The following is a 14,550-nucleotide window of genomic DNA, read 5'->3' on the forward strand; positions in this document are numbered from 1 at the left end:
GGCGGGGCGCGCCGGCCGCCGCCGCCACGGGGGCGAGGGCGCCGGCGCGGCCGCAGCAGCAGCGACCCGGCGTCGCCGGGTCGGAGGAGGAGCACCGATGAAGACGTTCAGTCGCATCCTGGCCGTTCCGTTCGTCGTCGCGCTCGCGCTCGTCGCTCACGCCCTTCCCACGCACGCGGCGGACGCAGGCAAGAAGCCCGTGGTCGGGCTCGTGATGAAGTCCCTCGCGAACGAGTTCTTCAAGAGCATGGAGGAGGGCGCCGTGAAGTACGCGAAGCAGGACGGCACCTTCACCCTCATCCCGGTCGGCATGAACTCCGAGACCGACATCGACACGCAGATCGCCGCGGTCGAGAACTTCGTCACGCAGAAGGTGGACATCATCTGCGTCGCGCCCGCCGACTCGGTCGGGCTCGTCGCCCCGGTGAAGCGGGCGGTGCAGGCCGGCATCACGGTCGTGAACTTCGACGTGAAGCTCGACGACAAGGCGCTCGCGGCCGCCGGGCTGAAGGACCTCGTCTTCGTGGGCCCGGACAACGCCGAGGGCGCCTACCTCGCCGGCACCGCGCTCGCGAAGAAGCTCGGGAAGGGCGGCAAGGTCGTCATCCTCGAGGGCAACCCCGGCGCCGACAACGCGAAGATGCGCAAGGCCGGGTTCGAGCGCGCCGCGAAGGAGCACGGGCTCGTGGTCCTCACGTCGATGACCGCGCACTGGGAGACCGAGGAGGCGAACACGCTCATGACGAACCTCCTCACGCGGTTCCCCGACGTCCAGGGCGTCATGGCCGCCAACGACTCGATGGCGCTCGGCGTCGTGAAGGCGCTCGACGCCGCCGGCAAGAGCGGGAAGATCCAGGTGGTCGGCTTCGACAACATCCCCGCGGTGCAGAAGCTCATCCACGAGGGGAAGGTGCTCGCGACCATCGACCAGTTCGGCCCGGACATGGCCACGAACTGCATCAAGACGGGGTTCAAGATGAAGAAGGGCGAGAAGCTGCACGGGTGGATCAAGACGCCCGTGAAGCTCGTCACGGCGAAGGACCTCGTCATGTAGTCCCGCGCGCGGGCCGGGCCGCGGGGTAGACGGCCCGGCGCGCGGCGGCGGAGGAGAGCGTGGACGCGGGCGCGACGGCGGGCGGGGCGGATCTCATCGAGCTCTCGGGGATCACCAAGCGGTTCCCCGGGGTCGTCGCGCTCGACCGCGTGGACCTCGCGATCCGACGGGGCGAGGTCCACGTCCTGGTCGGCCAGAACGGAGCCGGGAAGTCCACGCTCGTGAAGCTCCTCTGCGGCGTCTACACGCCGGACGAGGGGCGGATCCTCCTCGACGGCGCGCCGTACGCGCCGCGGAGCACGCTCGCCGCCATCCGGGCGGGGGTGCGGGTCGTGTACCAGGAGTTCAACCTGCTGCCGTACCTCTCGGTGGCGGAGAACATCTTCTTCCAGCGCCTGCCGCGGCGGCTCGGGATCGTCGACTTCGCGCGCCTCTACCGGGACGCCGAGACGGTCCTCGCCGAGGTCGGCCTCGCGGTCTCGCCCCGCGCGCGGGTCGAGACGCTCGGGGTCGCGCAGATGCAGCTCCTCGAGATCGCGAAGGCGCTCTCGACCCGGAGCAAGGTGCTGATCCTCGACGAGCCGACCGCGACGCTCACGCCCCGGGAGATCGGGCGCCTCTTCGAGATCGTCGCGCGGCTGAAGGCGCGCGGCGTCACGATCGTCTACATCTCGCACCGCCTGCAGGAGGTCTTCGACATCGGCGACCGGATCACGGTGCTGAGGAACGGGCGGACCGTGCAGACGCTCGCGGCGCGCGAGGCGACGATCCCCCAGATCGTGAAGCTCATGGTCGGCAAGGAGGTCTCGGAGGAGTACCCGTTCCGCGCCGACGTCGCGCCCGGCGCCGAGGCGCTGCGGGTCGAGGACCTGCGGACGGTGGGGGGCCGGCACGCGTTGTCGTTCGCGGTCCGTCGCGGCGAGCTGGTCGGCGTCGCGGGGCTGGTCGGCTCCGGGCGCACCGAGGCGATGCGGGCGCTGTTCGGCGCCGACCGGAAGGCCTCCGGCCGCGTCCTGCGCGACGGACGCGAGGTCGCGATCCGCAGCCCGCGCGAGGCGGTCCGGCACGGCATGTCCCTGCTGACCGAGGACCGGAAGGCGCACGGGCTCGTGCTCGACATGTCCTGCGCGGTGAACGTCACCCTCACCGACCTCGCCCGCGTTTCCCATGCGGGGCTCCTCGACGTCCGCGCCGAGCGGTCCGCCGCCGAGCGGCTCGTCGCGGAGCTCGCCATCAAGACGCCTTCGGTGGACCAGCTCGCCCGGAACCTCTCCGGCGGCAACCAGCAGAAGCTCGTCATCGCCAAGTGGCTGTTCCGCGACGCGGCGGTGCTCGTGTTCGACGAGCCGACCCGCGGGATCGACGTGGGCGCGCGCTACGAGATCTACGGCCTCCTGTGGCGGCTCGCGGCGGAGGGGAAGGCCATCCTCATCGTCTCGTCGGACCTGCCCGAGCTCATGGGGATCTGCCACCGGATCCTCGTCTTCTCGGGGGGACGGATCACCGGCGAGGTGCCGCGGGCGGAGTTCGGCCAGGAGCGGATCCTGTCGCTCGCCTACCAGGAGTACGTCCGGGACCGCCGGGAGGCGGCGACCGCGGGGACCGCGGCCGCCGGCGCCGGCTAGCGAGGCAACATGCGCGCGAAGCAGCTCTTCAACCTGCTCATGAGGGAGGCCGGCATCGGGCTGGCCCTCGCGCTCATGGCGTTCCTGTTCTCGTTCATCTCGCCCCGGTTCGCCTCGCTCGCGAACCTGACGAACATCTTCACGCAGATCAGCATCAACACCGTCATCGCCGTGGGGATGACGTTCGTGATCCTGCTCGGCGGGATCGACCTCTCCGTCGGCTCGGTGCTCGCGCTCGCGACCGTCGTCGGCGGGCTCGTCATCACGCACGAGGGCTGGTCGACCGGCCCCGCCATCACGCTGTCGATCCTCGCGAGCTGCGCGGTCGGCATGCTGTGCGGGCTGTTCAACGGCTTCGTCTGCGAGCGGTGGAAGATCCACTCGTTCATCGTCACGCTCGGGATGCTCAACATCGCGCGCGGCGCGGCGCTGGAGATCTCGAACTCCCGGACGATCTTCTCGTTCCCGGACGCGTTCAACGCGGTCGGCTCGATGACCTTCGCCGGCGTCCCGGTGATCTTCGTCATCGCCGCGGCCGTGGTCCTCGCCGGGCGGTTCATCCTGAACCGCACCGTGTTCGGGCGGATGATCTACGCGATCGGGAACAACGAGGAGGCGGTGCGCCTCTCGGGGCACGACCCGCGCCTGTACAAGGTCGCGGCGTTCACCGTGTGCGGCGCGATGGTCGGGCTCGCGGCCGTCATGTACATGATGCGCCTCAACATCTCGAGCCCGATCCTCGGCGTCGGGTTCGAGCTGAACGCCATCGCCGCGGTCGTGATCGGCGGGACCAGCATGAGCGGGGGGAAGGGCTCCATGACCGGCACCTTCCTCGGCGCCTGCATCATGGGCGTCCTGAACAACGGCCTCCTGCTGCTCGGCATGGGCGACTTCGCCCGGATGATGGTGACCGGGCTCATCATCGTGGTGGCCGTGGTCATCGACAAGTACCGCGCCAAGGCGTTCTTCCGGACCCTCGAGCCGGGCGGATCGCCCTGAGCGCCGGGGGAGGGAAGAGATGAGCGCCGGGGACGTCGTGGTGGTGGGCAGCCTCAACATGGATCTCGTGGTGCGCGCGCCGCGCCTGCCGGCGCCCGGTGAGACGATCCTCGGCGGCGCCTTCGCGACGGTCCCCGGCGGGAAGGGCGGGAACCAGGCCGTCGCCGCCGCGCGGCTCGGCGCGCGGACCGCGATGGTCGGCCGCGTGGGCGACGACGCGTTCGGTCGCGCGCTCCGCGCCGGCCTCGAGGCGGACGGGATCGACTGCGCGGCGGTCCGGGATCTGCGGGGCGAGGCGACCGGCGTCGCCCTCATCGTCGTCGACGACGACGGCCGCAACGGGATCGTGGTCGCGCCCGGCGCGAACGCGCGGCTCGCCCCGGACGACGTCCCGGAGGCGGTCCTCGCCGGCGCGTCGGTGGTCGCGCTGCAGCTCGAGGTGCCGCTCGCGGTCGTGGAGGCGACGGCGCGCCGGGCCCGCGCGCTCGGACGGACGGTGGTCCTGAACCCCGCGCCGGCGCGGCCGCTCCCGCCGGCGCTGCTCGCGGACGCGGACCTGCTCGTGCCGAACGAGATCGAGGCGGGGATGCTCACGGGCGTGGCGGTCGACTCGATCGACCGGGCCTTCGACGCGGGCGCGCGGCTCCGCGAGCAGGGCGCGCACACCGTGCTCGTGACGCTCGGCGAGCGCGGGGTCGTGCTCGTCTCGGCGGAGGGGGCCCGGCACTTCCCGGCGCGGAGCGTCAAGGCGGTCGACACGACCGCCGCGGGCGACACGTTCATCGGCGGGCTGTGCGCCGCGCTCGCGCGCGGCCGCCCGCTCCCGGACGCGATCGGGTTCGCTCAGGCCGCCGCGGCGATCAGCGTGACGCGGCCCGGGGCGCAGCCGTCGATCCCGTGGGCGCGCGAGGTGGTCGCGACGGCGCCCTGACGGGCGCGCGGCCACGCAGCGCGGGGTTTCGGGGGGAGCGGCGGCGCGAAGCCGCCCTTCGACGAACGAAGGGGCCCGGAGCGGGCCCCTTCGACTACTTCTTCGACCACCTACGAGCTCGTCATTGCGGCGAGCGATCACCGGCTTGCGCCGGTCTGCATTCGATCGATGTCTCCTGCAGTTTGCTCGACGATGAGACCTCCTTGGTTGGTCAGCTGCTGAGGTGATTGTGTGGCGGAAAGAGGCCCGGGTCGAGCCCCCGTTGGAGCCTCATCGCCATTCGCCCCGGTTCGCCGTGCGTGAGCGACGCGCGGCGTCGCGTTCTCGACGCACGGCGGCGGATTCGCGTGTCAGGAGAGCGGCGCGGACGTGCGAGCGACCGCGTGGAGTGGACCGACTCGATCCGATGCCGGCGCGGAGGGCGCCGACGATCGCCGGGTTCGCGCTCGGTGCGCGCCGGCCGACATCGAGCATGCCACGCGTGCTGCGCGCGGATCCACCCCCCACCCCTCCTGCCTGACGTCAATTCGCGACCCTGTCGTTCCATGGCATACCTGCTCGCCCGTCGCACCCCCGGTGACCCGTGAGCTCGACCCGTCTCCCCCTCGCCCCGGCCCTCCTCGTCGCGATCGCCTGCGCGAGCCAGGGGCCGGCCAGGCCGGCAGCCGCCGCGACCTCGGCGTGCAGCCCTTGCCACCGCCCCGCGATCCGGGCGGCGACGGGGCTCCGCGTCGTGCACCCGCCGTTCGCGGACGCCGCGTGCGAGACCTGCCACAAGCCCCACGGCGTCCAGGGAGAGCTGCTCCTCCAGGCGAGCGAGTCGCGGCTCTGCCTCGAGTGTCACGACGACGAGCTCTTCGCGAAGGCGGTCCTGCACGCGCCGGCGGCGAACCACTGCACCGCGTGCCACGCGCCTCACGCCTCCGCCGAGCCGAAGCTACTCCGGAAGCCCATCGGCGCGCTCTGCGCGGGGTGCCACCCGGACGTCGTCGCGGCGCACGGCGGGTACCCGGTGGGCGGTTCGCGCTGCACCGCGTGCCACGATCCGCACTCGGCCTCCCAGGAGAAGCTGCTCCGGGACGTCCGGCACGAGGTCTTGCCGGACTGCTCGAGCTGCCACGCCGCGCCGGCGTCGGCGCGGCCCTTCGCGACCGACGCCTTGCCGGCGCTCTGTCTCGGCTGCCACTCCGGGATCGAGGAGAAGGCGAGCCGGAAGGTCGTTCACGCGCCGGTGAAGGCGGGCCGTTGCACGGAGTGTCACCGCCCGCACACCGCGGACGCGGCGCCGCTCCTCGCGGCCGCGCCGCCCGCCCTCTGCGTCCGCTGCCACGGCGAGATCGGGCGCAAGCTCGCGGCAGAGCAGGCCCACGCGCCCGCCGCGCAGGGGCGCTGCGACGGCTGCCACGACGTCCACGGCGCCGACCGCAAAGCGCTGCTCGTCGCGCCGGATGCCCTCTGCAGCGGGTGCCATCGCCAGGCGCGCGAGTGGCTCGCGAAGCCCACGGTGCACGAGCCGGTGCGCTCCGGCGACTGCACGGCGTGCCACGATCCTCACGGCGGCTCGCGGAAGCTCCTCGTCCGGCCGGGCCGGGCGCTCTGCCTCGAGTGCCACCGGGGCGACGTCGGGAAGCGCGGCCACCCCGCCGCGGAGTGCACGAGCTGCCACGGCCCGCACGCGGGGGACCGTCCCCGGCTGCTCGTCGCCGGCCCCGAGACGCTGTGCCTCGGGTGCCACGCCAGGACGCTCGAGAGCCGGAAGCCCGAGCACCGGCACAACCCGTTCGCGGGCGGCGCGTGCACGGCGTGCCACGTCGCGCACGGCGACGGGAAGGCGCTGCTGCGCGGCGAGCCCGCGAAGGCGTGCCTCGAGTGCCACGTGGGCGTGTTGAAGGTCTGGGACCGCGGGCGGTCGCGCCACGTCCCGTTCGCGCAGGGGGCCTGCCCGTCCTGCCACGACGCGCACGGCTCCGGCCAGCCGAAGCTGCTGCGGGCCGAGCCCGCGAAGGTGTGCCTCGGCTGCCACCGGGAGCTGGCGGCGCGCCTCGCGGCGCCGAAGGCCGTCGTGCACGAGGCGGTCTCGGGCGGAGATTGCCTCGACTGCCACCGCGGCCACGCCTCCACGGCCCCGAGCCTCCTCGTGAAGGAGCAGGCGGAGCTGTGCGGCGGGTGCCACGACGTCGAGGGCGCGGACCTCGCGAAGGCACATCGCGGCTACGCGGTGGCGGGCGCCCGCTGCACGTCCTGCCACGACCCGCACGTCTCGAAGGCGAGCAAGCTCCCGCCCTCGAACGTCCATCCGCCGTTCGGGGCTCGCGAGTGCGCGCGCTGCCACTACGACCCGCCCGCCGACGGGGGGCCCGCGCCGGCGCAGGTGCGGAAGGACCTCATGACCGCGTGCGCCGAGTGCCACGACCTCGCCCAGCGCGTGGCGAAGGTCCCGCACGCGCCCGCCCGCGACGGCGACTGCGTCGCGTGCCACAGCCCGCACGCGTCCTCCCGCGATCACCTGCTCCTCCAGGGCGGCGCGGACCTCTGTCACGGCTGCCACGCCGACGCGCGGCGGAGGTTCGAGGGCGTGTCCGTCCACGCGCCGGTTCGGGCCGGCGCGTGCCTGAAGTGCCACGCGCCGCACGGCTCGAGCACCCCGAAGATCCTCGTGAAGGCCGAGCCGGACCTCTGCCTCGGCTGCCACGCGAAGCTCCGCGAGCGGGCCCGGGCCGACTGGGTGCACGAGCCGTTCAAGGCCGGAGACTGCGCGTCGTGCCACGCGCCGCACGCGTCCGCGAACCCGCGGCTGCTCACGGACGCGGTCCCGGGGCTCTGCCTCGGGTGTCACGACCTCGCCGCGGCGAGCACGAAGAAGGCGCACGGCGGTGCGACGGCGGACGTTTGCACGACGTGCCACGATCCCCACGGGGGACCGGGCAAGGCGCGGCGGTAGCGCCGCGGCCGGCCTACGCGAGCCGGCGCGCCAGCGCGGCGACGGCCGCGTCCCACGCGGCGACGCCGCCGGACTCCTCCCACCGCTCGCGCAGCTCGGAGCCGCGGCGCACCGCCTCGCACGCGGAGCGCGCGCGGGGCGCGAGCGCGGCGAGGCCGGGCGTGCGCGCCGCCCACGCGACCGCCTCCGCCGGCAGGACGGGCGAGGGCGCGCCGCGCGCGGCGGCGACCAGCTCCGCCGCGGCGAGCGCGGCGGCGGCGTCGGGGATCTCGAGCCAGTCGCCCACGGACGTGGCGGCGGCCAGCGAATCGGCGACGACGTCGAGGCCGTCCTCTGCCTCCATCGCCTCGCTGATGAGCTCGAGCGCGTGGTTGCCGGGTGTGGGATCGGGGTAGGCCATCGCGAACGCTCCCCGCGGTCCCCCCGGCCCGCGCGATGAGTGAAGGAGAGCACGGGGCGTGCGGACCTGTCCAGGTGGGTGGACCTCGGGCGATGGGCGTGCGCTCCCCACGCCGGCAGCGGCGTCACCGGGCGCAGGCGAGGAGGGCGCGGGCGCGGTCGACGACGCCGTCCACCCACTCGATCACGGCGCGGACCCGCGGCGCCCGGCGGAGATCCCCGTGCACCAGGAGCCAGAGCTCGTGGTCCACGGGCTCGGGGCCGTCGAGCCGGACCAGCTCCGGATCCGGCTCGGCGACGAAGCAGGGGAGGACGGCGGCTCCGATCCCGGCACGCGCCGCGGCGACGAGCGAGGCGGTGCTGTTGCAGCGGAAGACGACGCGCCGCGACGGCGCCACCCGGTCGAGCCAGCGCTCCTGCGGGGTGCGCGAGAGGCTCTCCTCGAACCCGACCACAGGGTCGCGCTCCAGCTCGATCCGTCCGCGCCGCTCCGCGGCGAACGCCCGCGAGCCGTAGACCCGGTAGGCGACGGGCGACAGCTTCCGCGTGACGAGGCCGGTGTCGCGCGGACGGCCGAGCCGCAGCGCGAGATCCGCCTCGCGGCGCGTGAGATCGAACGTCCGCTGGTCGGCGGCGATCTCGAGGAGGAGCGCGGGGTGGCGCGCGCGCAGCTCGGGGAGCGCGGGCGCGAGCAGGTGCGCGGCGAGATGGGTCGCGGTGGTGAGCCGGACCGAACCCTCGACGCCGCGATCGCGGGCGTCGGCGTGGCGCGCGAGCGCGAGCACGTCCTCCTCGACCCGCGAGGCGAGCGCGGACAGCTCGTGGCCGGCCGCGGTGCACGTCCAGCCCTGCGGCCCGCGCTCGAACAGCGCGAGGCCGAGCTCCTCCTCGAGCGCGACGACGCGGCGGCCCACGGTGTTGCGATCGACGCCGAGCCGCTGCGCCGCGCGCGAGAGGCTCCCGGTGCGGACCAGCTCCAGGAAGAAGCGGAGGTGTCCCCAGTCGAGCGCCCCCGCGCGTTCCTGCGCGGGGGCGGCGCGTGCCTGCGCGTTCACCTGCGCCCTGGACATCGCTACTCCTCCCATCGAAGCGCCGGTCGTGCGAAGCGTCCGGAGCTCGCTGCAGGAGGAGATACCCGATGACGACGGCCCGCGGAACCTCCCTCTCGTCGCCCGCGTGGGGCGCCCGACCGATCCGGCGCACGCCACCGGCGCTCGCGCCGCTGCGCGCCGACCCGGCGCCTCCGGCAGCCCCACGGTCCGGCCAGGCGCCCTTCTCGACGCCGCGGCGCCCGGGAGTGGCGCGCGGAGCGATCGTCCTCGTGCTCGGTTGGATCCTGCTCTGGGCGTACTTCGTGGTGGCCGTGGCGGAGCAGGCGGCAGCGCTCCGGTCCACGGTCGAGCGCGGCGGCGGTGCGGCGTCGGCGGAGCCGGCCGGGGCGCAGCAGCCGCCGCTCACCGCCCGCGTGCGGCGGCTCTAGGTGCGCCGGCGCCGCCGGCCGCGGCCGGCAGCGCGAGTCGCTGCCCGGGCGTGATCAGGTCCGGGTCGAGGACCACGTCGCGGTTCGCGTCGAACAGGAGCGGCCACGCGCGCGGGTCGCCGAGGTGGATCGCGGCGAGACGCCAGAGCGAGTCGCCGGGCGCGACGCGGAGCGCGCCGGCGGGCGCGCGCGGTCGATCGGGGAGCGGCGGACGCCGGTCGGGGAGCTCGGGACGCGGGTCGGGGAGCGGCGGACGCGAGTCGGGAAGCGGCGGACGCGAGTCGGGGAGCGGCGGACGCGGGTCGGGGAGCGGCGGACGCGGGTCGGGGAGCGGCGGACGCGGGTCGGGGAGCGGAGGGCGCAGGTCGGGGAGCGGCGGACGCGGGTCGGGGAGCGGCGGACGCGGGTCGGGGAGCGGCGGACGCGGGTCGGGGAGCGGCGGACGCGGGTCGGGGAGCGGCGGACGCGGGTCGGGGAGCGGCGGACGCGGGTCGGAGAGCGCAGGGCGCGCTGGCGCGGCGGGTGTCACGAACGCGTGCGCGGACACGGGGCGGGCTACTCGAGATGCGGAGCTCGACGTTTCGGACACCGGCGCGCCACGGGCGGCAGGGTGGTCCCGCCCGGACGCGAGGATGGCCACGAGCGCGGCCGAGATCGCAGCGCAGACGAACATGGCGGCGAGCCATGCCGACCGACGCGAGCGCGCGGGAGTCGAGGACGGAGCGACCGCTGGGGTGAACGTGGTGGTCCGCGTCGACGCTCGCGGAGGCGTCGAGGTCGAGGTCGAGGTCGAGGTCGAAGTCGAGGTCCACCGGGAATTCTCCCTCTCCCCCCGCGCTCCGGATACAGGATCCACCTGCGCGCGGGGGGAGAGGGCAGGGGTGAGGGGGGCCGCTCGGGCCACGAGCACCTTCCCGCTCGTCATTCTCCCCGCGTCGGCGCTTCGAAGGGACCCTCCGGTGCCCGGCGTCGTCCTCGCAAACGCGCCCCCCTCACCCCGACCCTCTCCCCCCGCTTCGCTGCGCTGCGCGGGGGGAGAGGGGGAACTTCCTTCGGCGGGACCTGTCGCGTTCAGTCTCGCGCTCGCGTTCGCAGTCCCCCTCGCGTTCGCAGTCCCGCCCGCGTTCGCAGTCCCCCGCGCGTTCGCAGTCCCACCCGCGTTCGCAGTCCCACCCGCGTTCGCAGTCCCACCCGCGCTCGCAGTCCCACCCGCGCTCGCAGTCCCGCCCACGCTCGCAGTCCCGCCCACGCTCGCAGTCCCGCCCGCGTTCGCAGTCCCACCCGCGCTCGCAGTCCCCCTCCCGCTCGCGTCGCTCGCGTCCGCGCTCCCACCCGGCTTCGCGGGCCCGCTCGCGCGTACGCCCCCCGCCTCGAGCAGCCGGTCGAGGTCGAGCACGAGCAGCACCGACGGTCGGCCGCGCACGATGATCCCGGCGAGCACGTCGGCCGCCGCGCCGAGCGCTCCCTCCGGCGGGACCACGTCGCCCTCGGACGCCGCCTCGAGGCCGCGCAGCGCGTCCACCCGGAGCGCGCACGCACCGACGTCGCCAGGCCCCTCGACGACCAGCAGCGCGCCGCGCGCGCCTTCGGCGGGCGCGCGGCCGAGCCGGATCGCGACCTCGACGTACGTCAGCACCGCGCCGTGGACGGCCACGACACCCGGCGCCGCCGCGGGGGCGCCCGGCACCGGCGTCGGCTCCACCGGATCGAGCACCTCGCGCACGCGCGCCACGTCGAGCGCGCAGGCGAGGCCGCCGGCATCGAACGCGAGGAGCTGCACCGCGCGAGGGTAGCACGCCGGGTGCACCCCCTCGCGCGGGTCGGGTGGAACCCGCCGTCCCCGACGCATCCGCGCTCGCGCGCGATCTCACTCCCCGGATGGTTTCCCGGCGAGATCGTCGGGCAGATCGCCCGCGCTGTGCCGCTTCCCTTCCTCCTCGGCGCGCCGGAATTCGTCCGGGTTCGCCTCCACGTCTCGCCGGGCGTCCTCCGCCTCCTGCTCGACCTTCCCCTTCCGCAGGTGCTCGGCGACGCCCTCGCGGTAGCGCCGGTCGGCGCTGCGGTTTCCCTCGCCCTCGTTCTCGGGGTCCTTCCGTTCCTGGTCCGCCACGCCGCGCCTCCTCGGTCAGTGTCTCGCCCGGAAAAGCTGCCGACGGCCGGCCCTGGGCACAAGGGCGCGGGGCCGGCCCGGCGCGCCGCTCGCCGGGAGGCGCGGTGACGGCGGGCTCCGCGCCCCGGCGGTGGAGCCCCGCGGTGCCGGGTGGTAAACCTCCGGCTCCCCATGCGCTCCTCCGATCGCTCGCTCGCCCACCCGAGTCTCGCGCGCGGAGCCCGCCTCGTCGCCGCGCTCGTGGTGTCGGCCGCGACCGCCCTCGCGGCCTGCGCGGGCAGTCCCCGCGGGCCCGGCGCGGCCGCCGACGCCGGGAGCGCCGGGCCGTGCGTGACGTGCCATCGCGGCGCCATCGCGGAGCAGCGCGCCCGCCGCGTCGTCCACGCGCCGTACCGGGGCGCGTGCACGACCTGCCATGCTCCGCACGGCCCCGGCGGCGGCGAGGCGTCGCTGGTCGAGCCGCAGCCGGGGCTCTGCCTCGGGTGCCACGATCGCGAGGCGTTCCGCGGGCGCGTCCACGCGCCGGCGGCGGGCAAGTGCACGGCGTGCCACGCGCCGCACGCCTCCGATCGCGACCGGCTCCTCGCATATGCCCCGGCGGCGCTCTGCGCGCGCTGCCACGCCGACGCCGCGAAGGCGCACGGCGGGTACCGGCCCGCTCCCGGGCGTTGCGTCGAGTGCCATCGCCCGCACGCGTCGGCGAGCGAGAAGCTCCTGCGCGCGGTCCCGCACCCCGCCGTCGCCGACTGCTCCGCGTGCCACGCGCAGGCGGCGTCCTCGGCGCCGTTCGCCCGTCCGACGCCCGAGCCGGCGCTCTGCCTCGGGTGCCACCCGGACGCGGACGCGCCGCTCCGGCGCAACGTGGTGCACGCGCCCGCGGCGGAGGGGCGCTGCAGCGGCTGCCACGACCCGCACGTCTCCGACGAGAGGGCCTTCCTCCGCGCGCCGCCCCGCGCGCTCTGCACCCGGTGCCACGCGGCCATCGAGGCGAGGCTGGGCGCTCCCGCCGCTCACGCACCCGCGGCGAGCGGCGCCTGCACCGCGTGCCACGATCCCCACGGCGCGGCGGAGCCGCGGCTGCTCGTGGCGCCGGCGCGGGAGCTCTGCCTGCGCTGCCACCGCGAGCCGGCGGAGTGGGCGCGGCGGGCGTTCGTCCACGCGCCCGCGCGGACGGGCCAGTGCGGCGCCTGCCACGACCCGCACGGCGGCGAGCGTCACCTCGTCGCGCGGGACCTCGCCCCGGCCTGCCTCGCGTGCCACGCGGGCGCGCTCGGGGCGCGTCCGCACCCGCCGCCTGCCGCCGCGGGCTGCACCTCGTGCCACGCGCCGCACGCGTCCGACGCGCGCGCGCTCCTCGCGCGGCCGCGCGAGGCGCTCTGCCGGGGCTGCCACGAGGCGATGTTCGAGCGGCGCGCCGGGCACCTGCACGCGCCGTTCGCCCGCGGAGCGTGCCTCGACTGCCACGCCGCGCACGGCGACGCGCCCGCGCTCGTCGCGAGGTCCGGCGCCGCGCGGTGCACCGGCTGCCACGCCGGCGTGGCGAGCGCCTCGGCGCGGGCCGGCTCGCGTCACGCGCCGTTCGAGGCGGGCGCCTGCACCTTCTGCCACGATCCACACGGCTCCGCCGAGGGGAAGGACCTGCGGTTCCCCGCGGGGCTGCTCTGCCTCGGCTGCCACTCCGAGCTGCGCGCCCGGCTCGCTGCGCCCGGCGCGGTCGCCCACCTGCCCGCGCGCGCGGGCGAGTGTCTCGAGTGTCATCGCAACCACGCGTCCGCCGGCGCGCGGCTGCTCGCGGCCGCGCCGCCGGCGCTCTGCGGCCGCTGCCACGACGTCCAGGCGGCGGCGTTCCTCGCGGTGCCGGGGCACGCGCCCGACGCGGCGTGCACCCGCTGTCACGATCCGCACGTCGCCGGCCGGCGCTTGCTCAGGGAACGGCGCGCCGAGCGGTAGCAGCGCCCCCGCGCCCGCCCGGGGCACGGGCCGGTGGGGCGTCGCCCGCACGCACACCGGAGCACTAACCTCGATGGCGGCCGCGCCTGGGCGCGCGCTCCGCACGGGGGGAGGGAGCCATGAACAGGACGATCGCGCTCATCGCGCTCGCGGTCACGACCGCCTGCTCGACGGTGAAGCTCGTGCAGCGCGACGGCTGCTGGGTGCGCCGCACCGAGCGGCCCGGCAGCGTGAAGGAGGAGCTCGGGCCGTGCCAGCGCCCCGAGCCGAAGTGGGCCGACGACCGCGTGACGCGGATCGTCCAGGAGTGCGTGTCGCAGGCGGACTGGCGGTGGCAGACGCAGGCGCTGGCGGCGTGGAGCCGCGGCGAGCCGGTCCCGGAGCGCGCGCCGGCGGACGTCCTCCTGAAGGCGTGCCTGGACGAGTCCGCGCTCTCCACGCTCGCGCACGACGCGCAGCTGCAGGCGCGCGCCGAAGCCGCCAAGGACCGCCTCGAGGATGCGAGGAGCCGGCTCGACGAGGTGAAGGCGGACCGGGCCGCGCTGGCGGCGCGCAGCGACGAGGATCGCTCCCGCATGTTCCAGGCGTTCGATCGCATCGCGGGCGACCTCGGCGAGGCCGCGAAGAAGCCGCTCCCGCCGGCGACCGCGACGGCCACGGCGACGACGAGCGCGACCTCGGACGGGAAGCTGAGCGGCAGCACGGAAGGGGCGCCGCCGGCCACGACCGTCGTCACGTCGCCCGCCGCGCCCGCCCTTTCGGTGTCGCCGGCGTGCGCCGCGCCGGCGGAGCCGGGGACGGCGGGGACGCTCCGCGCCGCGCTCGGTCGCAAGGCGGCGCGCGCGCGGACGCTGCCGCGCTGCGAGCCGGCGCCAGGCGGCGCGGGCGTCGTGGCCGAGCAGGCCTCGGCGAAGCCGGCGGGTACGCCCACGCCGCCCGGCGGCGCTGCGCGCTCGGGCGACTCCGGGGCGCCGGCGAAGGTGGACGCGAAGCCCTGACGGGCGCGCTCGTCGCGGTTCCCGCTCGTCCCGAGCCTCGGGGGCGCCCCGGCGCATGGGTCG

The 14,550-nt window shown here is 75.8% G+C and carries 12 protein-coding genes and 1 pseudogene; 8 read left to right on the top strand and 5 right to left on the bottom strand.

Features of this window, described 5'->3' with window-relative positions:
• Positions 1-97: 97 nt before the first annotated feature.
• The 5 genes from AMOR_RS22245 (at position 98) to AMOR_RS22265 (ending at position 7,550) form a co-directional block, all read left to right on the top strand.
• Positions 98-1,054 carry a sugar ABC transporter substrate-binding protein gene (locus AMOR_RS22245; protein ID WP_248354260.1) on the top strand — a complete coding sequence of 319 codons (957 nt, stop codon included), beginning with the start codon at positions 98-100 and terminating at the stop codon, positions 1,052-1,054.
• Positions 1,055-1,113: 59 nt separating this feature from the next.
• Entirely contained in the window at positions 1,114-2,679 is a 1,566-nt protein-coding gene (locus tag AMOR_RS22250; protein WP_248354262.1) for a sugar ABC transporter ATP-binding protein, read from the top strand.
• A 9-nt stretch (positions 2,680-2,688) separates the two neighbouring features.
• Complete coding sequence (locus AMOR_RS22255; protein ID WP_248354264.1) at positions 2,689-3,678, top strand: ABC transporter permease; 990 nt, start codon at positions 2,689-2,691, stop codon at positions 3,676-3,678.
• Between the two features lie 19 nt (positions 3,679-3,697).
• On the top strand, positions 3,698-4,609 hold the full coding sequence (gene rbsK / locus AMOR_RS22260; RefSeq protein WP_248354266.1) for a ribokinase: 912 nt from the start codon (positions 3,698-3,700) through the stop codon (positions 4,607-4,609).
• Between the two features lie 583 nt (positions 4,610-5,192).
• Entirely contained in the window at positions 5,193-7,550 is a 2,358-nt protein-coding gene (locus AMOR_RS22265) for a cytochrome c3 family protein (RefSeq protein WP_248354268.1), read from the top strand.
• Between the two features lie 13 nt (positions 7,551-7,563).
• On the opposite strand, the gene AMOR_RS22270 is transcribed toward AMOR_RS22265, so the two are convergent.
• Positions 7,564-7,950 carry a DUF4259 domain-containing protein gene (locus AMOR_RS22270; RefSeq protein ID WP_248354270.1) on the bottom strand — a complete coding sequence of 129 codons (387 nt, stop codon included), beginning with the start codon at positions 7,948-7,950 and terminating at the stop codon, positions 7,564-7,566.
• Between the two features lie 124 nt (positions 7,951-8,074).
• Entirely contained in the window at positions 8,075-9,019 is a 945-nt protein-coding gene (locus AMOR_RS22275; protein ID WP_248354272.1) for a LysR family transcriptional regulator, read from the bottom strand.
• A gap of 68 nt (positions 9,020-9,087) precedes the next feature.
• On the opposite strand from AMOR_RS22275, the gene AMOR_RS22280 reads away from it, so the two are divergent.
• On the top strand, positions 9,088-9,429 hold the full coding sequence (locus tag AMOR_RS22280) for a hypothetical protein (protein ID WP_248354274.1): 342 nt from the start codon (positions 9,088-9,090) through the stop codon (positions 9,427-9,429).
• Here AMOR_RS22280 and AMOR_RS22285 read toward each other — a convergent pair.
• The 3 genes and pseudogenes from AMOR_RS22285 to AMOR_RS22290 form a co-directional block, all read right to left on the bottom strand.
• A complete protein-coding gene (locus AMOR_RS22285; protein ID WP_248354276.1) occupies positions 9,404-9,976 on the bottom strand; it encodes a LysM peptidoglycan-binding domain-containing protein in 573 nt (190 codons plus the stop codon). The two genes, AMOR_RS22280 and AMOR_RS22285, sit on opposite strands and share 26 nt — an antisense overlap.
• A gap of 882 nt (positions 9,977-10,858) precedes the next feature.
• Positions 10,859-11,278 (bottom strand): annotated as a pseudogene (locus AMOR_RS29870) (chemotaxis protein CheW); the annotation flags it as partial.
• Between the two features lie 18 nt (positions 11,279-11,296).
• Positions 11,297-11,539, bottom strand: coding sequence for a hypothetical protein (locus AMOR_RS22290; RefSeq protein WP_248354278.1), 243 nt, complete (start codon positions 11,537-11,539; stop codon positions 11,297-11,299).
• 171 nt (positions 11,540-11,710) lie between these two features.
• Between AMOR_RS22290 and AMOR_RS22295 the strand changes: the two genes are divergently transcribed.
• A complete protein-coding gene (locus tag AMOR_RS22295; RefSeq protein WP_248354280.1) occupies positions 11,711-13,489 on the top strand; it encodes a cytochrome c3 family protein in 1,779 nt (592 codons plus the stop codon).
• Positions 13,490-13,608: 119 nt separating this feature from the next.
• Positions 13,609-14,487 (top strand): hypothetical protein, encoded by an 879-nt coding sequence (locus AMOR_RS22300; RefSeq protein ID WP_248354282.1) that lies wholly within the window; start codon positions 13,609-13,611, stop codon positions 14,485-14,487.
• Positions 14,488-14,550: the final 63 nt, after the last annotated feature.

This window comes from Anaeromyxobacter oryzae (genome assembly GCF_023169945.1).
In the GTDB taxonomy this organism is placed as follows: Bacteria; Myxococcota; Myxococcia; order Myxococcales; family Anaeromyxobacteraceae; genus Anaeromyxobacter; species Anaeromyxobacter oryzae.

What these genes read in the sequence shown, in the direction of transcription:
- AMOR_RS22245 (WP_248354260.1), top strand. Translation starts at nt 98, where the DNA reads ATGAAGACGTTCAGTCGCATCCTGGCCGTTCCGTTCGTCGTCGCGCTC.
- AMOR_RS22255 (WP_248354264.1), top strand. Translation starts at nt 2,689, where the DNA reads ATGCGCGCGAAGCAGCTCTTCAACCTGCTCATGAGGGAGGCCGGCATC.
- rbsK (WP_248354266.1), top strand. Translation starts at nt 3,698, where the DNA reads ATGAGCGCCGGGGACGTCGTGGTGGTGGGCAGCCTCAACATGGATCTC.
- AMOR_RS22270 (WP_248354270.1), bottom strand. Translation starts at nt 7,950, where the DNA reads ATGGCCTACCCCGATCCCACACCCGGCAACCACGCGCTCGAGCTCATC.
- AMOR_RS22275 (WP_248354272.1), bottom strand. Translation starts at nt 9,019, where the DNA reads ATGTCCAGGGCGCAGGTGAACGCGCAGGCACGCGCCGCCCCCGCGCAG.
- AMOR_RS22280 (WP_248354274.1), top strand. Translation starts at nt 9,088, where the DNA reads ATGACGACGGCCCGCGGAACCTCCCTCTCGTCGCCCGCGTGGGGCGCC.
- AMOR_RS22295 (WP_248354280.1), top strand. Translation starts at nt 11,711, where the DNA reads ATGCGCTCCTCCGATCGCTCGCTCGCCCACCCGAGTCTCGCGCGCGGA.
- AMOR_RS22300 (WP_248354282.1), top strand. Translation starts at nt 13,609, where the DNA reads ATGAACAGGACGATCGCGCTCATCGCGCTCGCGGTCACGACCGCCTGC.